This window comes from Candidatus Accumulibacter sp. ACC003 (assembly GCF_907163085.1).
GTDB lineage: Bacteria > Pseudomonadota > Gammaproteobacteria > Burkholderiales > Rhodocyclaceae > Accumulibacter.
Map to the genome: position 1 here is coordinate 414,656 of NZ_CAJQTX010000002.1, position 20,766 is coordinate 435,421.

Sequence of the window (20,766 nt, forward strand, 5' to 3'; positions counted from 1 at the left end):
TGGAGTCGAACCGTGTCCATTCATGTCGCCCTGAATCACCTGACGCACTATCGCTACGACCGCCCGATCAGCCTGGGGCCGCAGGTCATCCGCTTGCGGCCGGCGCCGCATTCGCGCACGCCGATCCTCAGCTACTCGCTAAAAATCACGCCGGCAGAGCATTTCATCAACTGGCAGCAGGACCCGCAGGCGAACTACCTGGCGCGACTGGTCTTCCCGGAAAAGAGCAGCGAGTTTCGCGTGGAAGTCGATCTGGTCGCCGAGATGTCGGTGATCAACCCCTTCGACTTCTTTCCCGAGCCGTACGCGACGACGTTTCCATTCAAGTACGAGGCCTGGCAGCGGGAAGAACTGCAACCCTACCTGGAAGCCTTGCCGCCGACGCCGGCGCTGCAACGCTTTATGGCGACGATTCCGACGGCGGCACGCGCCAGCGTAGACTTTCTGGTCGATATCAACCAGCGAGTACAGAACAAGGTCGGCTACGTCATCCGCCTCGAACCCGGCGTGCAGACGCCCGATGAAACGCTCGTACTGGCGCGCGGCTCGTGCCGCGACTCGGCGTGGTTGCTGGTGCAGGTGCTGCGCAATCTCGGCCTGGCGGCGCGCTTCGTTTCCGGCTACCTGATCCAGCTGGTACCCGACGTCAAGTCGCTCGACGGACCATCCGGCACCGATCACGATTTCACCGACCTGCACGCCTGGTGCGAGGTGTACCTGCCCGGCGCCGGCTGGATCGGCCTCGACCCGACCTCGGGGCTTTTTGCCGGCGAGGGACACATTCCCCTGGCGTGTTCGCCGCAACCCGCGTCGGCGTCGCCGATCACCGGCATGACCGAGAAATGCGAGTGCCAGTTCGAGCACCACATGAAAATCGAACGTGTCTGGGAAGCGCCGCGGGTGACTCGGCCGTATTCCGACGAGCAGTGGCAGGCGATCGAGGCGCTTGGCCATCAAATCGACAGCGACCTCGGCAGCGACGACGTCCGCCTGACAATGGGTGGCGAACCGACCTTCGTCTCGATCGACGACCACGATGGCGCCGAATGGAACACCGAGGCCCTCGGCCCGAGCAAACGCCAGCGCGCCACCGAACTCTTTCAGCGCTTGCGCGAAAAATACGCGCCGCAGGGCCTGCAGCATTTCGGCCAGGGCAAATGGTATCCCGGCGAACAGCTGCCGCGCTGGTCGCTGAACTGCCTGTGGCGGCGTGACGGACAAGCGCTGTGGCACGACCCGGCTTTGTATGCCGACGAAAACCATGACTATGGCGCCGATGAGCAACTCGCCGGACGCTTCCTGCGCCACCTCGCCAAGCGGCTGTCGATTAACCCGAAGTACGTGTTCGCCGCCTACGAGGACGTCTTCTATCACCTGTGGCGAGAGGACCGCCTGCCGATCAACGTCGACCCCTTCGATTCGCGCCTCGAAGACCCGCTCGAACGCGCGCGCCTGGCGAAAGTCTTTCGGCAGGGACTCGAACACGCCGTTGGCCACGTTCTGCCGCTGCAGGCGCGCCCCCACGGTGGCTGGCAAAGCGGCCCCTGGTACTTGCGCGGCGGCCGCTGCTACCTGGTTCCGGGCGATTCGCCGATCGGTTATCGCTTGCCGCTCGACTCGCAGCCGTGGGTAGCCAAAGCCGACTATCCGTACGTGCATGCACCCGACCCGACGCAAGACTTTCCGGAGCTAGCGGCGCACACCGACATCCGCGCCCGTTACGCGGTCAGTCGCAGCCTCGGCCTGCCAGCGGTCAGCGCCGCGGTCCGCGGCGACGGCTTCGCGGCAAGAGCGCTCGAAGGCGTAGACGACGCCCTGCTGCACGCCGCCGCCAGCCAGGACGATCGGCCACCGGCGCCCGCCGAATCGGCGACGCTGGTCACCCGCAGCTCGGTTTCGGCGCAGGCCCGCCAGGGCGTTCTGTACATCTTCATGCCACCGACCGAGACTCTCGACGCCTATCTCGAACTCCTCGCCGCCGTCGAAGCCACCGCCGAAGCGCTCGCCGCGCCAGTCATCATCGAGGGCTACGAGCCGCCGTCCGATCCGCGGCTGAGCAACTTCCGGGTCACCCCCGACCCCGGCGTGATCGAGGTCAACATCCAGCCATCGGCGACCTGGGACGAACTCGTCGAACGAACGACGCATCTCTACGAAGCGGCGCACCTGTCGCGCCTGTCGCCGGAGAAGTTCATGCTCGACGGTCGCCATACCGGCACCGGCGGTGGCAACCACTTCGTTTTCGGCGGTGCCAGCACGCTCGACTCGCCCTTCCTGCGGCGCCCCGACTTGTTGCGCAGCCTGATCAGCTACTGGCACAACCATCCGTCGCTCTCGTACCTCTTTTCGGGTCTGTTCATCGGCCCGACCAGCCAGTCACCGCGCGTCGACGAAGCACGCAACGATTCGGTCTATGAGCTGGAGATCGCTTTCAGCCAGTTGCCGCAAGCGGCAGCCGACGCGGCCGAGTGCGTCGCACCATGGGCCATCGACCGCGCCTTGCGCAATCTGCTGATCGACTCGACCGGCAATACCCACCGAGCCGAGTTCTGTATCGACAAGCTCTACTCACCCGACGGCGCTACCGGCCGTCTCGGTCTGCTCGAGATGCGGGCCTTTGAGATGCCGCCGCACGCACGCATGTCGCTGGCCCAGCAACTGCTGCTGCGGGCGCTGATTGCCCGTTTCTGGCGGACGCCGTATGCGCCCGAGCGACTGCTCCGCTGGGGCACCGAGTTGCACGATCGCTTCATGCTGCCGCACTTCGTCAAACAGGACTTCGACGACGTCCTCAGCGAGCTGCGTGACGCCGGTTACGCTCTTGAGGAGGCGTGGTTTGCGCCGCATTTCGAGTTCCGCTTCCCGGTGCACGGCAGTATCTCGACGCTGGGCATGGTGCTGGAGCTGCGGCATGCGCTGGAACCCTGGCACGTGCTCGGCGAACAGGGAGCGGCGGGTGGCACGGCGCGCTACGTCGACTCGTCGCTGGAGCGTCTGCAAGTCAAGGTGAGCGGCATGGCCGGTGATCGCTACGTGCTGACGTGCAATGGCCACGCCGTACCGCTGCGCCCGACCGGCAAGGTCGGCGAGTTCGTCGCCGGCGTTCGCTACCGGGCGTGGAATCCGCCATCGGCGCTGCATCCGACGATCGGCGTGCACGCGCCACTGGTTTTCGACCTGGTCGACACCTGGATGAAGCGCTCGCTCGGCGGCTGCCAATATCACGTCGAACACCCTGGCGGCCGCAACCCCGACCGCTATCCGGTCAATGCCAACGAGGCCGAGGGCCGCCGCCTGGCTCGCTTCACGCCGTTTGGCCACACGCCTGGCCAGATCGACGTGCCGCCGTCAGCAGGCAATTCCGGCTTCCCGTTTACGCTAGACTTGCGGCGATCCTGAAACCAGCCGGCGCGGGGTGATTCCCGCGCCTTTGTCCTTGATGCCGCGATCCCTGCTCTCGACCTATCCACAAGAAGCCGACCGCTTCGACGAGATGCTCGCCGAAGACGGCAGCGTTCGGCGCGCGTGGCAGCCTTTCTTTACGCATCTCGACTGGGCGACGCCCGAGCAGATGCGCCACCGGCTCGCGTACGTGCGCCGGCGGATCCTCGAGAACGGCGTCACCTACAACGTCTACGCCGACCCGGAAGGTGCCGACCGGCCGTGGGAACTCGACCCGCTGCCGCTGATTCTGTCGGCGGCCGAGTGGCAGGGCATCGCCGCCGCGGTCAGCCAGCGGGCGCGCCTGCTCAACGCCGTCTTGCACGACCTGTACGGCGAACAGCAGCTGCTCAAGGACGGCACACTGCCGCCGGCACTGGTCTACGGTCACAACAACTTCCTCTGGCCGTGCCAGGGCGTCAGGCCAGCCGGCGATATCTACCTGCACCTCTACGCGGTAGACCTGGCGCGCTCGCCGGACGGCCGCTGGTGGGTCATTGCCGACCGTACGCAGGCGCCGTCCGGCGCCGGCTATGCCCTCGAAAACCGGACCATCGTCGGCCGCGCTTTTCCTGAACAGTTCCGTGACCTGCGCGTTCAACACCTGGCTTCGTTCTTTCGCGAACTGCAGAACGCGCTTGCGCATTGGGCGCCGCGCACCGGCGAAGCGCCGCTGATCGTCTTGTTGACGCCAGGCCCCTACAACGAAACCTATTTCGAACACGCCTATCTGGCACGCTATCTCGGCTTCCCGCTGGTCGAAGGCCAGGATCTGACGGTCCGCGGCGATTCCGTCTACCTCAAAACGCTCAATGGCTTGCGCCGAGTGCATGCGATCCTGCGCCGGCTTGACGACGACTACTGCGATCCGCTCGAACTGCGCGGCGACTCGGCGCTGGGTGTTCCCGGCCTCCTGCAGGCTGTCCGTAGCGGCAATGTGCTGGTCGCCAATGCCCTCGGCAGCGGCCTGCTCGAGTCCGCGGCGCTGCCCGGCTTCCTGCCCGGAGCCTGCGAAAAACTGCTCGGTGAGAAGCTGGCGATGCCGTCGGTGGCGACCTGGTGGTGTGGCGAGGAGGCCGCCCTGGAGTACACCATCGAGCATCTGGACCGCCTGGTGATCAAGGGCTCGTATCCCTCGCAACGTTTCGATCCCTTGTTCGGCAATGAATTGAGCGGCAGCCAGCGCGACGAAATGATCGCCCGTCTGCGCGCCAGACCACAGGCCTACGTCGCCCAGGAACTCGTCAACTACTCGCAGGCGCCGGCCTGGAGCGCCTCCCACAAACGACGGCTGCTGCCGCGCGGCGTCGGCCTGCGCGTTTTCGTTACCGCCACGCCAAACGGCCCCGTCGTCATGCCGGGTGGATTGACCCGGGTGTCAGCGGCGTCCAATGCACGCATCATTTCGATGCAGCGCGGCGGCTCGAGCAAGGACACCTGGGTGCTGACCGACGCCGGCGTCAATACCTTCAGCCTGCTCAAGCATTCGGTCGGCAAGGCCGACCTGGTACGCGGCGGCCGCAAGCTGTCGTCGCGGGTCGTCGAGAATCTGTACTGGTTCGGCCGCTACGCCGAGCGCTGCGACAAGACCTCGCGAATCTTGCGCGTCGTCCTTTCGCGACTGCTCGACGCCGGCGCCGACTCGCTGCCGGCGCTAACTTCGGCGCTCGAGGTCTGCCTGGCCTTGAAGCTGCTGCCGATGAGCGAAGGCAAAGCCGGCAGCGATACGCCGCCGAAGCTGCCGAACTCACAGGAAGAGCGCGAAGAGCTGCTGCTGGCGGCAATTTTCAGCAAGGAATGGGGCGATGGCCTGGCCGGCGACATCCGCCGCCTGCTATGGGTTGCGGCACAGGTACGCGAGCGCTTCTCGCTGGACAACTGGCACGCGCTCAATCGTTTGCAGCAGCAGCTGCAGGCGTACAACAAGCTGGCCAGCCGGGAAGCACACGCCGACCTTGGCGAGGCGCTGGCTTTTCTTGATCAGGTGCTGCTGGCGTCGTCGTCACTGGCCGGTTTCGCGATGGACAACATGACCCGCGACGACGGCTGGCGTTTCCTGATCATCGGCCGACGCATCGAACGCCTGATCTTCCTCGCCAAAGCCGTCGCCTATTTCCTCCGCCTGGATTCGACACGCGCCGCTGGCGGTCTGGAATGGTTGCTCGAACTGACGGACAGCATCATTACCTATCGCTCGCGCTACATGACTCAACCAGAGCTTCTGCCGACACTGGACCTGGTCGTCTTCGACTGCGACAACCCACACTCCGTCGCCTTTCAATTGCAGATCCTGGTCCGCTACCTCGACAATCTGGCGCGCCTGCTCGGCGGACCTCGTGACCAGACGCTACGCGCCGCGCTGGCACAATTGAAAGGCTTCGACCTCGGGAGCTTCGAGGGTCAGAGCTTCAGCAAGTGCCGTTCCTGCGATCCGTGCCGCGAACTGGCAGCGGTGCTGGACGAGATGGCCCTCGCCGCCGCGGCGCTCTCGGATAGCCTGGCGATGCGCTTTTTCAGTCACGTCAGCGACGTCAGTCGCTACACCCTCACCTCCTGATCGCCGTGCGACCGCCAACAGCCCGCTATCACGTAGTCCACGAGACGATCTACACCTACGACAGTCCGGTGTCGCTATCGCGCCAACTCCTGCATCTGACGCCGCGTGCTTGTCCATGGCAGCGCTGCCTGAGTCACCAGATCAGCGTCTCGCCCGAGCCGACCACCGCCCGCGAGCGCGTTGACAGCTTTGGCAATCCGGTTCGCGAACTGGCCATCGAGTTACCGCACGATCGCCTTGCGGTCCGTGCCGAAAGCACCATCGACGTGCTGCCGCACTTACCCGTGGACGATGCGCAGGCAGCCGTGGCGGCGCTGACGCGAGCACGCGAGTCGCCTGGCCATGTACCTGCTTCGCTGCCCTGGGAAAAAGTGCGCGATGCGCTGGCCTATGGTTCTCGTCCGGTCTTGCTCGACGCCAGCTGCTTCCAGTTCGAATCGCCGCACGTGCGCGTCAAGCGCGAGTTCGCCGGCTACGCCGAGACGTGCTTGACGCCGCAACGACCGCTGCTGGAAGCGGTGCAGGCGCTGATGAGTCGGATCAACAGCGAGCTCGAATTCGACCCCGAAGCGACCACCGTCGCGACGCCCGTGCTCGAGGTACTGGCCAACAAGCGCGGCGTTTGTCAGGACTTCGCGCACCTGATGCTCTCGTGCCTGCGTTCGCAGGGCCTCGCCGCGCGCTACGTCAGCGGTTACCTGCTCACGCAGCCACCCCCGGGCCAACCGCGAATGGTCGGCGCCGACGCCTCACACGCCTGGGTCTCGGTTTATTGCCCGGAGTTGGAAGGCGGTCGCTGGGTCGACTTCGATCCGACCAACAACCTGCTGCCCGACACGCAGCACATCACCATCGCCTGGGGCCGTGATTTCGCCGATGTATCACCGTTGCGGGGAGTCATTCTCGGTGCTGGCGCGCACGAACTCGACGTTGCGGTAACCGTCACGCCAATTGCCGAAGGCGGTGACGACGCGCTGGCCTGACGAGGAAGCGGCCGCCGCGTGACGCTCAGGTCAGCACGGCCGCCACCGCCCCAGTTGCTCGCCTGGCCGGTAAACGACAGCGCCTACCAGGTAATCTGCACTTCCTGAATCACCTGCGGCGTGGCGCGCTGGACGGTAAACTTGATGCCCACGACCTCGATGACGGCGCCGGTCTTCGGGATTTCGCGAGCGTGCTCGAGGAGAAAACCGGACAAGGTATCGTAGTCACCTTCCGGCAGCTTCAAGCCCAGCTTCTCACTGAGCATCGCGGTGTCGGCACGGGCACTGACCAGATAATCATGATGGCCAAGTTTCTTCAGCCACTCGGCCGGCTTCTCCTGCCGGTCGTACTCGTCCTGGATATCTTCGACAACCTCTTCGATGATGTCCTCGATGGTGATGATCCCTTCGGCACCGCCGAACTCGTCCATCACCACGGCCATCGCATCGCCGTCCTTGCGCAGCTCGACGAGCATTGACGCGGCGCTCTTGCTGCCCGGGACGTACTGCGTCGGGGTGATGAACGGTTCGATTGACGAGGACTGGTCTACGCCGATCAGGTCCATGGTATTGAGCATGCCAATCACGCGGTCGATGCGGCCCTTGAAAACCGGCAAGCGGATGTGTGAGCTGGCCACCGCCAGACGGATGGCCTCGCCGACCGTGCAGCTGCTGTCGACGGCGTCCACGTCAATCAGCGGCACCATCACCTTCGACACCGACGTTTCCGAAAAGCCGAACATCCGCCTGATCATGTTTTTCTCGATCAACTGGATGTCGCCGCCTTCCTGCGGAGGCATCTGCACCATGCTCTGAATCTGTTCGCGCAAGGTAAACGGATTATGCTCGGCGGCACCGCCGGCAAGCTTGGAGAGGAGCTTGGAAAGGGTGACGAAGACGACCAGGATCGGCGAGAAGAGGATCGAGAAAGCGCGCAGGATGTAGATCAGGTACGGCGTCCAGGCGTCGGCACGCTGCTGGAAGACACTTTTCGGGACGATTTCGCCGAATACCCAGATCAGCGGCGCGACGATCAGCACCGCCATCCAGCTGCCGGCTTCGCCGAAGTGCGAGATCATCATCGCGGTGGTGATCGTCGAATTGGCGACGACCGCAATATTGGTGCCGACCAGCGTCGTCGACAGCAACCACTCTGGCCGTTTTTCGAGCATTTCGAGAGCCAGACGCGCGCCCACCGACCCCTTTGCCGCGTCGTGGCGCAGCTTCATGCGGTCGGCGCTGACGATCCCGAGTTCCGATCCCGAGAAGAAGGCTTCGGCGATCAGGCAAACGAACATGAACAGGACGGTGAGCCAGATATCCATCAGCTGGACGCCCGGCCGCTACTCGGCTGTGCGGGCGGCTCGGGCTCGGCGCCCGCGCCCGCGCTGCCCACCTGGCCTTTGGCGGTATCGTCGCCGGCCTCGCTCTCGGCCTGATCCAGCGCTTCCTTCGGCGGCTCGACGAGCACGCGCGTGATGCGGTTGTTCTCGACGCCCTCGACGGTCAGCTTGATGTCCGACAGGACGATCGAAGCGCCGGTTGCCGGCAACTCGCCGAAAGCATCGAGCAATGCACCGGCGATGGTTTCGGCGTCGCCGCTATCGATGTCAACGCCGAAGACCTTGTTGAACTCTTCGAGCGACATGCCGGCGTCGATCAGACGGCGACCATCGTCGAATTCGCTGACCATATGCCAGTCGGGCATCTCGCTGTCCGATGGGCTGGCGATTTCGCCGAACACGCACTCCAGAAGGTCTTCCATGGTCACCAGGCCGGTAACGCCGCCGTACTCGTCCACGATCAGAGCGAAGGACAGTTTGCGCTGCCGGAAGGTGTGGAACAGCTCAACCGCCGGCTTGGTTTCGGGAAAGAAATTCGGCTGCCGCAGCAACTTGCGAAAAGCGTGTGGATCCCGCTCCAGCTTCGCCAGATCGACGCCGAGAAGGTCGCGGGTATGCAGAATCCCGAGGATGGCGTCGCGGCGTTCACGGAATACCGGGTAGCGTGATTGACGGCTGGTCTTGATCGCCACAATCAACTCCGGCACCGTCAGATCTGCCGACAGGAACTCGATGTCGGATCGCGGCCGCATGACATCGCGTAGCGATTTACTGCCGAAGTCGAAAATCTTTTCAATGTAATGCGCCTCCTGACTGTCGAGGGCGCCCTGGCCGACAGCGTCAGTGACCAGCGTGCGAATCATGTCCTCGGTGACCAGGTTGCCTTGCGAGCGCTGCTTGCCGACGATCAAGCTAATGAAGAATTCGGCGACGTGGCGGATCACTTCGCGCAGCGGCGTGATCAACCGTGCGAATAGAGCGATCGGCCGCGCCTGGAAAGTGGCAAACGCCATGTTGTTACGGATCGCCAGCACCTTCGGGGTGATCTCACCGAACAGCAACAGGATCGGCACCATCACCAGCAGGTTGATCATCTCGTTTTCCGCACCAAAGAGGTGGATGATCACCGCGGCCGAAATGACCGATGCCGAAACGTTGACAAATTCATTGCCGATCAGGATCGTGACAATGAGGCGCCGCGGCTCGCTGCGCAGCCGTTCGATCAGTTCAATGCGCGGATTCTTGGCCCTGCGCATCTCATCGATGTGGAACGAGCTCAGCGAGAATAGCGACGTTTCGGTGCTTGAAAAGAAAGCTGAAAAACACAACAGGACGACAAAAGCCACCAGCTCTATCCAGAGTGCTGGATCCATTCCTCACCCTCCGAGTCAAATTGCACGCGACTTCCGAGCAAACAACGGAAGCGCGCCATGCTTAAGCGGCCAGGAGGAGCGTCGGGAACGCTCCTGCGGGCATGCCCGCAAGCCGGCGGCGATCTCAACGCCATGAAGATTCGTCATCAATATCGACGTTTTCTCGTGCTCGCGCACGACCGATCATTATCAGCCAGCTCGATGCCGAAGTCAAACGGCAGCCTTGTCCACCAGCCCTGACGCATGACCTCCCCGAATCGACAGCACTTGCCGGTTACGCCCACTTTCGCCGCCGAGGCGGCCAGATGGGGGTTGGCTAGCGGCAAGGGAGCGCTTGCGGCGCGGGGGTTTGGTGTTCAGTCAGTGGGACAGGAGAGGTCGAGGGAGCTCCGTTACGATCGCCAGGCGAGCCTTTCCCGGCGCGGGGTGCGCCGCGCTTGGGAAGATGTGTTGGGCAGGCCTGGGCAAGGTTATTCGAGTTGCAGCAGGAACGGTTCGGCGAGAAGCAGACGCAGGCGTGCTGGGTCAAGCCAGGGCGCAGCACAGGAATTACGGATGAAGGCGATGGCGCCGCGCACACCGAGTTCTTGATAGAGGTTGCGTAACTGCCGGGTGAAACGTGCCAGGGTATTGAACACATGCGCCAGGCGCATGAGGAGGTGATAGCCTTTCATGGCATTCCAGTCGAGGGCAAAGGCATGCTCGTAGTGGTAGCCCTGATGTTTTTCGACGAGGAAGCCCGCTTCGATGCCCCAACGGTGGCGGGCACCGAGGTTGCAGCGCTCATGGACATTGTCTTGTCTGAGCGGTTGGCTGGAGAGCCAGGCGTGGCGCGATGTTTCGGTGACTGTCCTGGCCTGTTCATCGATCTTTTCCCAGCTTTCCTCACAGACCACCAGGTTCAGCTTGAGACGCTGACGCCCGTTGGCCGCGAAGGCGTAGTCACGGTAAATTTGTTCTCGTGCCGGGATCAAGGTGATACGTGGCCTGTAGAATTTTTGGTCATGCGCAGGTAGTCGAAGACCAATCGGATGTTGCGGTTGAGGTGGCGCATTTTTTCGGAAATGCTGGTTTTGCCGTCGGAGAAGTGGTGCAGGATTCCGACGGCAAAGCGGCGCAGGCGTGACATGTTCTCGGGTCCGTAACCAGTCCGAATACGGCTACGGTCCTCGTCGTAGTTCCAGTCGATGACGTAGTGACAGCGGTTCTCTATCGACCAATGGCCGCGATTGATGGCGAGGATTTGCTGTGGGCTGGCCTGTTCTGGAGGGCGACTGGTGATCCCGAGAGCGATTTCGTGCGTCCGCTTGCCGCTCTTCTTGTGCAGCACTTCGCGCTCGATCAAGAACACCTGGCCGACATGCGGGAAGTCGAGATAGGCGTTGAGGGCATTGCTGCACCAAATACGCCGAGTCTCGATCCGACCATGGTCAGGTGGCGAAACCGCCATGAAGTCTGCCCCCTTCCGATCCTGGAAGAGGAGCGCGATATCGGCTTGCAGTGTTGGCTGATTGCCTTTGACCGTGAAGTGATAGTGCGCCTTGCGCTCCACCAGGTAGGTCGCCAGCTTGCGCTGTGTCAGTAGCGCGTCGGCGGTGATGTCCTTGCCCTGAATATCGATCGCATCGAGCAGGGGTATGAACATCCCGATTTCATTGGTCTGCTTGAGCTCGTCCCCGCCATTTACGGGCAAGGTGCCGACTTTTTTTGGGTGTGGTAGACGCCGGTCTGATGCCCGACCACACTCATGATGTGCGTTTGCTGACCGTGCTCGTCATGGGCATTGCGCATGGTCTTGCCGTCGACCGCCAGACTGGGGTCGTCTTGAGCATAGGCCTTGTTCCACTGCTGACACGCTTGGTCGAGTGCCGTGGGATCGACGCGGATCAGGACGTCACGAATGATGAACTCGCTGGGTACGCGGTAAACGCCCTTCTCGCGACGACAGCGGAAACGCTCGCGTGCTTTCGGTGTGAGGTCTTTGGCCCACCCGGCGATGGCTTTGTAGCCCTGCATTCCGCACAACGCCGCCGCCGTGGCGATGGCCAGCACGGCCGGCAGGGGATGGCGTCTTCCTTGCGCGCGCCGCGGGTCGGCGATGCCGGTAAAGAAATCGGGAAGCGTGCGCATCTGTTCGGCGGTGAGCATCATCCTGGGCGCTCCTGTGCGATAGCGGGGGTTGAGTATCGAGCGGGAAAGTTGGCCGCGAGCGTCCGCCTGCAAGGGGCGAACAAAGACAACTTTGGGCGACGTCGGGTGGGCGCTGTAGCCTTCTCGGGTGCGGCGAAAGCCTTGCGTCAGCCCCAGAGGCGTCCAGTTCGCGGCGCGATAGACGGTCCCCTGGAAGCGCGAGGGGTCCACAAAGGTCTCCAGCAGTAACAGCGGCTTCCCGAAATGCGCCTGCCAGTCCTCTGCGATCCGTCGCTCGCACAGCGAGAGCACCTTGGAGCCGAGATTGGGGTAATGCCAATCGGGAAGGATCAGAAAGCGACTATTGTTGGCGACCAGGCCCAAGCGATCGTACTGATGCCGATAGTCCCAGCCGATCCAGCGGTCACGAACGCCGCATTTCCAGGCCGCCGCAGAGAAACTCAGCAAGGCCGTCCACTTTTCGCCGTAGGTGGCCACGTACCAAAGCGTGTGCCCGATCTTCGCCAGGTCGCCCAGGTAGTGATGCTCTGCCATCAACTCCCGATAGCGAGCCTCTTCGCTCTTGCCCACCAAGCGAACACGCAATGCACCAAGAACGCTTTCCATGCGCCATTTATACGGACTTCCGGCGCGAATGTCCAGGGGGAAGAACTAACTGCTTGATTGCCCGTGCGTTGCCTGAGAGGACAAATCCACCCTGAAGGCGTAGTCGATGTCGTTGACCCAGCTGAAGTGTTGTCGGCGCCTTCCCCAAGCGCGCTGCACGGCTTGTGGCTTCAGGGCGTGGAGTGCGCGGAACTCCTGCCAGACCGTGGACAAATCCTTGTCCTTAAGCACGATCATGAACTGCCAGTGGGCGCGCAAGCAGCGCTGCATCACCGGCCCGTTGGCGTAAAGGCCGTCGAGCAGGAGCAGGATCGGCAGGCGGGGGAACAGCGTCTTGAGCCGGTCGCTCAAGCGCACAAAGCCGCGCAGCTCGCAGTCCTGCTTTTGTGCTTCGGTATCGCCCAGCGCGTGTTCGAGGAACTCGCTGAGCAGTGGGACGACCAGGCCGTTGTGGAAAGCCAGGCTGGCCTCGAGGACGTAGACGAAGTACTGGGTGCGGCGGGTTTCCTCCTTGCCGACGGTGCGCTGGAGGAGTTCCTCCGCCCAGAGGGTGTCGCCGGCGACCTTCTGCGAGCCGTCGATGGCGATGGGGTAGCAGTGGTTGATCAGATAGCGGCGGAAGCTCTTGCCGCGGATCAGCCGCTTCACCAGATCGACGTGGGCCTGCTCAAGGTGGTCAAGGTCGATGTCGCGCAGCAGCCGAAACAGGGTGTCGGCGTGTGGTAGGGTCTCGATCTCCGGGAACAGCAGGTGGAGGTTGGCCATGAACTGGGGACGGGATATTTCGCGGTTGGTCTCGCGCCGAGAGGAGAACTGAAAGACGAACATCAGCAGACCGTAAAGCAGCAGCGCGGTCAGCTTGTGGCGGCGCTTCCTGGGGTCTCTCGGGTCGGGAATTTGTTCCAGTTGCTCGAGCAAGGCGGGTAGCTCTTTGCGCAGGAGACGCGTCTTTTTGCTCACGGCGTCCTCGCGGGCCTCCCTTTCCTCGCCGACGGTCGCGAAGGCTGAGCATCGGTTGGGCAGAGAAGTGGGGGAGTGGAGGACTTGTCCACTCGCGCGCCGTTTCGCGTTCAGTGCCTTTTCCTGCCGTTTCTTCTCTGAGCGCAGCTCCTTGAGGGCAGCGCGTGTCGGGCGACGGCAGGGTTTGCTCATGGCCGGGAGCTCCCAGGGGCGGCACACAGCCGGTCGCGACAATCGGCGCTCAGCGGTTTGAGCCACACCTGGCGGGGCGTGCTGCGATACGACTGGCCGGGGCGGGCCAGCCCGCGCCCGCTGGTTGCCCCGAGCAACTGCCAACCGGCCGCGCGGTAACAGGTGCCGGTATAGTGACGAGGATCGACGAAAGTCTCCAGCAACAGGGGCTCGAAGCCCCAGTGATCGAGCCAGTCCGCGCGTGCGCGGCGCGCGAGTTGTCCGAGCACATGACTGGCCAGATGCGGCACCCGGACGTGGGGAAAGATCAGGAAGCGGCTGTTGTTCACCACCCGCGCCAGGTTCTCGCGGCGGGCCTGGGCCGTCCAGCCGATCCAGCGGTCGCGCACGGCGACCGCGCGGGCAGCGCCGGCCAGCAGGACGCTGCCGAGCCGCCGGTCGCCCGCCGTGATGAAGTAGCGCAGGCGGTAGCCGAAGGCCCCCTGGAAACCCAGTGGGTGCCAGCGCGCCACCAGCGCATCCCACTGCGCCACCAACGCCGCGTCGCGAACGACTTCCAGGCAGACCGGTGCGAGTGCCGACAGGGCGCAGTGCACGGGAAGCTCCCCGGTGACCGTATCTACGGGTGCCGCGGGCGGCGCGCAACGGCGTGCTGACGACGGCCTTATCGCCGGCAGTGTCAGCAGCCCGGCCGCCTGCAAACGCTCCAGAAACTCCAGGCAGGCGCTGATCTTCGCCGTCCCTGTCAGAGTGGTCCACCCCAGGTGCTCGCAGACCGTCGCCGCCAACTCCTTGCGCGCCAATCCCGGCAGCCACGCCACCGTCCCGCACACCTCGGCGATCTCCGCGGCGCTGAATACGCGACCGCAGTGCACCCACTCCCCTTCGCTCGTTGCAACCACCACGATACCTCCGGCTGAAACGTGGACCAATGACCCTCCACCTATCCTGCCAGAAGTCCCCCCGGCTGTCTAGCTCCCTTGTGCGAAACCTTTTTTGCCTGCCCACCGCAACGCCTTGCCAGTACTGGGCTGGCGCAGTCATGCTTCAGCGCTGACACCACCGATAGCCGCCATACCCTGCCGATCGCCGACAACCTGCTCAACCGGCAGTTCGAACCGGCCACGGCGAATGTCGCCTGGGTCTCGGATATCACCTACATCCGCACGGCTAGCGGCTGGTTGTACCTGGCCGTCGTGATGGACCTGTTCTCGCGCAAGATCGTGGGCTGGGCGATGGCCCCAAACATGCTTGCCGAACTGGTCTGCGCGGCCTTGCAGATGGCCATTACCCAGCGGCAACCGCCGGCGGGTTTGCTGGTGCATTCCGATCGCGGCAGCCAGTACGCCAGCGACGCCCACCGTAGCTTGCTTGCCCGGCACCATTTGCAAGCCAGCATGAGCCGCAAGGCCAACTGCTGGGACAACGCCGTCATGGAGCGCTTCTTCCTGAATCTCAAGATGGAGCGCGTCTGGCCGAACAACTATGCCAACCATGCCGAGGCCACTCGCGATGTGACCGACTACATCGTCGGCTTCTACAACAGCACCCGCCTGCACTCGAAACTCGGTTACCTGCCGCCGAATGTCTATGAACACCAAATGCAGATTTCCTGATCCCGGCCGGGAATGTAGGTAGAATTCCGGAATTGCACGTGGCACTTTATTTTGACGGCCATGATTTTCTTATGGCATAAACCAAGCTTCGCTAGGAGTGCAAGGAGGAGCAGACGTTGAGGCAATCGTGGCTTCCAGGGTTTCCGGATGGTGCGCAGAAAGTGGGAGAAGGGTTGGCGATTCTGGAGAAGGATGGCCAAGCGATCTACTTTGTTGGGGGAGACAATTACTTCTCGCACCCCGTAGGAGACGACGCTGGCCGCAGGTTCGCTCTGACCAGCCTGATGGAGAACGGGCACGTCAAGGCGGTCGAACTGGAAAGGCCACCGCTGTGCATCCCGCACCGCACGCTGATGAACTGGGTGGGACAAAGCCGCAAAGCCGGGCCATCGTCTTTCTTTCGACCGGCGGCGGCGAGCCGGCCGCGGATCATGACGCCGGACAAGAGTGCCGAATGCGCGCGGCTGTTGAGCGAGGGAAAGCGTCCTGCCGAAGTGGCACGGCAGGTGGGCGTCCAGGAGTCGACGCTGCGCAAGGCGATCCGGCGCCAGGGCGTGCCGCAGTTGGCCGCCTTGCCGCAAGAGGCAGGGGAGTTGGAAGCGGCGAGCACCAAGAGTGAGCGCAGCCGGGCGGATGCGGAAGCCGCCGCGGGGATGGGCACCGCCTGCACGCGCGCCGACGAGCGGATCCAAACGGCGCTGGGATTGGCGACCGGTGCGACGACGCGCTTCGAAGCGAGCCACGATGTGGCGATGGGGGGGCTGTTGGCCGGCTTGCCGGCCTTGTGCGCGAACGGGCTACTGACCGGCCTGGATCGCCATCTCAAGCTGCCCCGGGGATTCTACAGCGCCTTGCACATCCTTCTCGTCCTCGGCTTCATGGCCCTGGGGCGAATCAAGCGGCCGGAACATCTGCGACAAACCTCGCCCGGAGAACTCGGCAAAGTCATCGGCCTGGACCGGGTACCGGAAGTCCGCACCCTGCGGGAAAAGGTCCATCTGCTGGCCAAGACGGGTGACCCGGCAGCCTGGATGCGGGATCTCGCGAAGCTCTGGATGGAAAGCGAGCCAGAAGAAGCGGGTTACCTGTATGTCGATGGTCATGTTCGGGTGTATCACGGCGAGCAGGCCAGGCTGTCGAAGCGCTACGTCTCGCGCGAACGCCTGTGCCTGCGGGGCACCACCGACTACTGGGTTAACGATGCCCTGGGTCGCCCGTTCTTTGTGGTTTCGCAGCCGCTCAATGACGGACTCGCCGAGACCCTGCTCAAGGACATCGTCCCCCAACTGCTGGAGATTGTCCCGGGACAGCCGACGCCGGCCGAACTGGACGCCGACCCGACCCTGCACCGGTTTGTCATGGTCTTCGATCGGGAAGGGGCCACCCAGAGTCTCCTCGGCAGACTCTGGAAACAGCGCATCGGCGCACTGACCTACCGCAAGAACGTCAAGGACCTCTGGTCCGAAGAGGTGTTTCAGGAACAGGAAGTCCATCTGCCGGCAGGCGGCAGCACCGGGATGAAACTCGCCATGCGCGAAACCCGACTCGGCACAGGCGATGGCAGCCTGGCCGTGAGCGAAGTTCGTCGGCTGACCCAGACGGGACATCAAACAGCCGTGATCACGACCGCCCGGCAACTCGGAAACACCACCATCGCTGGGCGGATGTTCGCCCGTTGGTGCCAGGAAAACTACTTCGCGTACATGATGGAACATTATGATATTGATGGGCTTATCGAGTACGGAGACGAATCTCTTCCCGGCACTCACCAGGTCGTTAACCCCCGCTGGCGGGAACTCGACAAGGCCGTCAGGCAAACCCGCCAGAGCGAAAGAAAACTGCAGGCCGCAATCGCCAGGACGGCCTTGAACGACGGCGGCGAAATCCAGAAAAACGCCGAGTCTGTCGAAGCACTGCAGGCCGTTCAGGAGGAGCTCAAGCGACTTTGCGCGGCGCGCAAGGCAAGCCCCCGAAAGATGACGATCGACAGTCTGCCCGAGGCCGAGCGACCGACCCAACTGCCGCCGCTGAACAAGATGCTCTGCGATACCGTGAAAATGGTCGCCTACCGGGCCGAGACCGCCATGGTGGCGCTATTGCGCCGCCACTTGAAGAAGGAGGACGACGCACGTGCGCTCATTCGCGAATTGTTCGTTTCTTCCGCTGACATCGAACCGAACGCGCTAGCCAACACCCTGACCATCAAAATTCACCGGATGGCCAGCCCAGCTCATGATCGCGCTATCGCCGCGCTCCTCGAGGAACTCACCCTGCAAGATTTTCCGCATCCGGAAACCGGGGCAAGAATGACCTTCACTCTTGTCTGAAGTGCCAACCCGGTTTCCTCCGAGATCAGGAAATCTGAAATGGCAGAAAAACAACCTATCGAGGTGTCCGAAATTACTTGACCACTACAGTCATGCTTCAGCGCTGCTTGTCCACTGTGGTGTGAGCCTGAACGGGTCGCGTGTTTCCACCGAGGCATGAGCCTGAAAGAAGATGTTGGCGCAGGAAGAAACGGGTCGATCATTCTGAAGATGGTGATCAACATGAACACTGCCGGTGCCGGTTTCTTGAAGAGCTGAGGGAAGGCCGGGAGTGACGTCGTCGAGGCGAACGCAACTGCGTCGGCGGCAACGAGCGCACATCGCATCGCCTTCGTTCATGCGGACCTTGCTCCGCACGGAGACGTTTTTTCCCGCAGTCCCGCTGCGGCGTTCTCAACACGTCGCAGATCCACCCAAACCGACCTGCTCATCGGCAGATTGCTTCGGGCGCTTCGCGTGCTGTTCCCAGCTGGCGAACAAGAGTCGGTCCTCAATCTGCTCGAACGCTCGGTGACTCTCCGGACACCGGTCACGATCGACGCGTTCTGCAAAACACCCGCGGGCTGGCGAACAGCCACTCAGACTTGCCAACGGCCGGCGATGACGTGCGCAAACTGCCGTAGCCAAGAGAAAAGGGCCTCGATGATCGTTTTGCCGCAGCGCCGGTGAGCGATTGGCCATGGCCAGACGCGAATGGCGCCTGACGAGCGTAGCAGCAGCGTCGGGCGGCGGCGAATCTTGCAGCGCTTCGGCAAGTGGTGTAAGAAAGAAAGGCTGTTTTTCCCGGCTGCCGGTTATCGGAACCGCTTCTCGGACCACATCGGGAGCAAAGTCACCGTGTTCGAAGCATTCCTGCTAGTCACCATGCTGCTCCTCTCGGCGTTCTTCTCGAGCGCCGAGACTGCCCTGACATCGCTGTCCAGGGCACGCACCGAGTCCTTGCTCGCCGAGCGGCGGCTTGGCGCCAAGACCTTGCATCGGATGAAGAGCAACCTCAATCGAACACTGGTCATCATCCTGATCGGCAACAACCTGGTTAACACCGGCACCGCGACGCTGGCTACGGTTTTCGCCACCGAACATTTTGGCCATCTGGGCCCGGGCCTGGCGGTCGGCGCCATAACCCTGCTGTTGCTGATATTTGGCGAGATCACCCCCAAGACCTACGCCTCACGCTACGCAATAGTCGTCGCGCTGTTTGCGGCAACGCCCCTGGAAATTCTCGGCAAGCTGCTCTTTCCGCTGGTGTGGACGCTGGAGAAATTGATCGGCTGGATGCACAGTCTCAGCAGCCCACCCAGGGACCCGACGGTAACCGAAACGTCGTTGATCGCACTGGCGGCGCACGGCACGCTGGAAGGGTCGATCGAAGCCGGCGAGCACCAGATGATTCGCCGTATCTTTGACTTCAGCACACTCCGTGCCAGTGACATCATGGTGCACCGCCACCAGATATTTTCACTCGACGGCAATCGCCGTATCGGTGACGCGCTGGACGAAATCATCGCCGGCTCGCACTACCGGATTCCGCTGCACTCGGGCAATCCCGAAGAAATCAACCAGGTGATTACGCTGCGGACGGTGTTGAGCGAAGTCGCGCAAGGCCATCTCGACAAGACCCTGAACGAGGCAGGCACGGAACCGCTGTTCGTCCCGCCCAACCAACCGGTGGACCGCCTGCTCGACGTTCTCAAGGCAGACAAGGATCGTTTGATGGTGGTGGTCAACGAATTCGGTGCCCTCCTCGGAATCTTTACGCTCGAAGACGTCATCGAGGAACTGGTCGGCGACATTTACGACGACCACGAGGCACCACCCGATAGCCAGGCTCGGCGCGAGAACCCCGACGACGACGACCTGGTCGTCGATGGCACGACTGAACTGCGCGTCGTCGAGGCTTTTTTTGGCCAGGATCTCGCCGGCAAACCGTATGACTCGGTCAACCTCTGGATCATCAGTCATCTCGAACGGATTCCCGCTGCCGGCGAGTGTCTGCTCCTTGAGAATCTCGAGGTGAAGATCGAATGCGCATCACGGCGACGGATCCATGAACTGCGGATCAGCCGCCGAAAAAACGCCAAGACAGGCTCACCGGCGGAACCGCCGAGCGACTGAAAAACGGCTTTGGCCGGCAAGCGTAAGGGCTCTGCAGCATGTGGTTGCGGCGGCGCGACGACGGCCATGACGAGTGCGCACCCTCGACCGGCTGACCGCGTTCGGCGGTTTGGCAAGAACGAGAGAGAAAAAAACCCGGGTTGCCCCCTTGGCGTTCCGCGGCAACCCTGTTTATAATGCGCGGCTAAGCTGTACGATGCTGACCTTGAACCTTTGGACGAGTCTATGCCTGCTATTCGCGTAAAAGAAAATGAACCATTCGAAGTTGCCATTCGACGTTTCAAACGCACCGTTGAGAAAACGGGGCTGCTGACCGAGCTAAGGGCTCGCGAGTTCTACGAGAAGCCGACCGCCGAGCGCAAGCGCAAACTGGCGGCAGCGGTCAAGCGCCATCACAAGCGGATGCGCAGCCAGACTCTCCCGCCGAAGCTGTTCTAGAAGCGTACCCCGAACGTGTGAACGGCCGCCTCTCTACGAGTGGCGGCTGTTGGCATTTCTGGAACGACCGCCGCCGCGAGCCAGATTCGATCTGGTCGCGGCGACTTGGTCGTGGTCGCATCGACTCGCCTGCGTTTCCGTCGAGCGCCACCCCAGGATCAGAAAGGAGCTTCGCGATGTCCCTCAAAACGCGCATCAACGAAGACGTCAAGACGGCGATGCGCGCGCGCGAGGCCAAAACGCTCGGCGCGCTTCGTCTGCTGCTGGCGGCGATCAAACAACGCGAGGTCGACGAGCGCATCGAGCTTGATGACGCGGCGATCGTGGCAGTCATCAACAAGATGCTCAAGCAGCGCCGCGATTCGTTCGAACAGTTTGCTGCAGCCGGGCGAAACGATCTCGCTGACGGCGAGCGCTTCGAGGCCGAGTTGCTCACCGCGTACCTGCCCGCCGCTCTCGCTGCCGACGAAATTGCCGAGGCCGTTGCCGCGGCAATCGCCGAGACCGGCGCCAACGGACCTGGCGACATGGGCCGCGTGATGAACACGCTACGCACACGGCTCGCTGGTCGGGCAGACATCGGCGAGGTTTCGCGGCTGGTGAAGAATCGCCTCGCTGGCGCCTGAAAACCTGCCGCGCAATAGCCGGCCACCAGTCGGAAGGA

The 20,766-nt window shown here is 62.9% G+C and carries 15 protein-coding genes and 1 pseudogene; 8 read left to right on the plus strand and 8 right to left on the minus strand.

The window, feature by feature from the left end; translation table 11 throughout:
• Positions 1-12: 12 nt before the first annotated feature.
• Genes QZ656_RS05630 through QZ656_RS05640 form a run of 3 tightly spaced genes read left to right on the plus strand, consistent with a single transcriptional unit; the run spans position 13 to position 6,981 of the window.
• Complete coding sequence (locus QZ656_RS05630) at positions 13-3,399, plus strand: transglutaminase family protein (RefSeq protein WP_291992471.1); 3,387 nt, start codon at positions 13-15, stop codon at positions 3,397-3,399.
• A 40-nt stretch (positions 3,400-3,439) separates the two neighbouring features.
• Entirely contained in the window at positions 3,440-5,998 is a 2,559-nt protein-coding gene (locus tag QZ656_RS05635) for a circularly permuted type 2 ATP-grasp protein (protein WP_291992472.1), read from the plus strand.
• Positions 5,999-6,003: 5 nt separating this feature from the next.
• Positions 6,004-6,981 (plus strand): transglutaminase family protein, encoded by a 978-nt coding sequence (locus tag QZ656_RS05640; protein WP_291992473.1) that lies wholly within the window; start codon positions 6,004-6,006, stop codon positions 6,979-6,981.
• A gap of 83 nt (positions 6,982-7,064) precedes the next feature.
• Here the strand turns inward: QZ656_RS05640 and QZ656_RS05645 are convergent, their stop codons facing one another.
• The 7 genes from QZ656_RS05645 to QZ656_RS05675 form a co-directional block, all read right to left on the minus strand.
• A complete protein-coding gene (locus tag QZ656_RS05645) occupies positions 7,065-8,306 on the minus strand; it encodes a hemolysin family protein (RefSeq protein WP_291992474.1) in 1,242 nt (413 codons plus the stop codon).
• Positions 8,306-9,697 (minus strand): hemolysin family protein, encoded by a 1,392-nt coding sequence (locus tag QZ656_RS05650; protein ID WP_291992475.1) that lies wholly within the window; start codon positions 9,695-9,697, stop codon positions 8,306-8,308. The genes QZ656_RS05645 and QZ656_RS05650 overlap by 1 nt, the downstream gene beginning before the upstream one ends.
• Before the next feature lie 470 nt (positions 9,698-10,167).
• Complete coding sequence (locus QZ656_RS05655) at positions 10,168-10,671, minus strand: hypothetical protein (RefSeq protein ID WP_291992476.1); 504 nt, start codon at positions 10,669-10,671, stop codon at positions 10,168-10,170.
• The gene (locus QZ656_RS05660) at positions 10,668-11,342 is read right to left on the minus strand and encodes an ISAs1 family transposase (RefSeq protein WP_291991516.1); all 675 of its coding nucleotides are present in this window, start codon (positions 11,340-11,342) and stop codon (positions 10,668-10,670) included. The genes QZ656_RS05655 and QZ656_RS05660 overlap by 4 nt, the downstream gene beginning before the upstream one ends.
• Before the next feature lie 38 nt (positions 11,343-11,380).
• Positions 11,381-12,454, minus strand: coding sequence for a Druantia anti-phage system protein DruA (locus QZ656_RS05665; RefSeq protein WP_291991515.1), 1,074 nt, complete (start codon positions 12,452-12,454; stop codon positions 11,381-11,383).
• Between the two features lie 45 nt (positions 12,455-12,499).
• Positions 12,500-13,606: a transposase family protein gene (locus tag QZ656_RS05670; RefSeq protein WP_291992477.1), complete on the minus strand. Its 1,107-nt coding sequence runs from the start codon at positions 13,604-13,606 to the stop codon at positions 12,500-12,502.
• On the minus strand, positions 13,603-14,511 hold the full coding sequence (locus QZ656_RS05675) for a DUF4338 domain-containing protein (RefSeq protein WP_291991618.1): 909 nt from the start codon (positions 14,509-14,511) through the stop codon (positions 13,603-13,605). The genes QZ656_RS05670 and QZ656_RS05675 overlap by 4 nt, the downstream gene beginning before the upstream one ends.
• Positions 14,512-14,664: 153 nt before the next feature.
• On the opposite strand from QZ656_RS05675, the pseudogene QZ656_RS05680 reads away from it, so the two are divergent.
• Positions 14,665-15,222 (plus strand): annotated as a pseudogene (locus QZ656_RS05680) (IS3 family transposase); the annotation flags it as partial.
• Between the two features lie 173 nt (positions 15,223-15,395).
• The gene (locus QZ656_RS05685; protein WP_291991554.1) at positions 15,396-17,549 is read left to right on the plus strand and encodes a helix-turn-helix domain-containing protein; all 2,154 of its coding nucleotides are present in this window, start codon (positions 15,396-15,398) and stop codon (positions 17,547-17,549) included.
• Positions 17,550-17,639: 90 nt separating this feature from the next.
• On the opposite strand, the gene QZ656_RS05690 is transcribed toward QZ656_RS05685, so the two are convergent.
• A complete protein-coding gene (locus tag QZ656_RS05690) occupies positions 17,640-17,888 on the minus strand; it encodes a hypothetical protein (protein WP_291992478.1) in 249 nt (82 codons plus the stop codon).
• A 498-nt stretch (positions 17,889-18,386) separates the two neighbouring features.
• On the opposite strand from QZ656_RS05690, the gene QZ656_RS05695 reads away from it, so the two are divergent.
• The 3 genes from QZ656_RS05695 to QZ656_RS05705 all read left to right on the plus strand — a co-directional run bounded on the left by QZ656_RS05695 (position 18,387) and on the right by QZ656_RS05705 (position 20,728).
• Complete coding sequence (locus QZ656_RS05695; protein ID WP_291992479.1) at positions 18,387-19,664, plus strand: hemolysin family protein; 1,278 nt, start codon at positions 18,387-18,389, stop codon at positions 19,662-19,664.
• A gap of 225 nt (positions 19,665-19,889) precedes the next feature.
• Positions 19,890-20,102, plus strand: coding sequence for a 30S ribosomal protein S21 (rpsU, locus tag QZ656_RS05700; protein WP_042334924.1), 213 nt, complete (start codon positions 19,890-19,892; stop codon positions 20,100-20,102).
• 176 nt (positions 20,103-20,278) lie between these two features.
• Positions 20,279-20,728, plus strand: coding sequence for a GatB/YqeY domain-containing protein (locus QZ656_RS05705; RefSeq protein ID WP_291992480.1), 450 nt, complete (start codon positions 20,279-20,281; stop codon positions 20,726-20,728).
• The last annotated feature ends 38 nt before the right edge of the window (positions 20,729-20,766 follow it).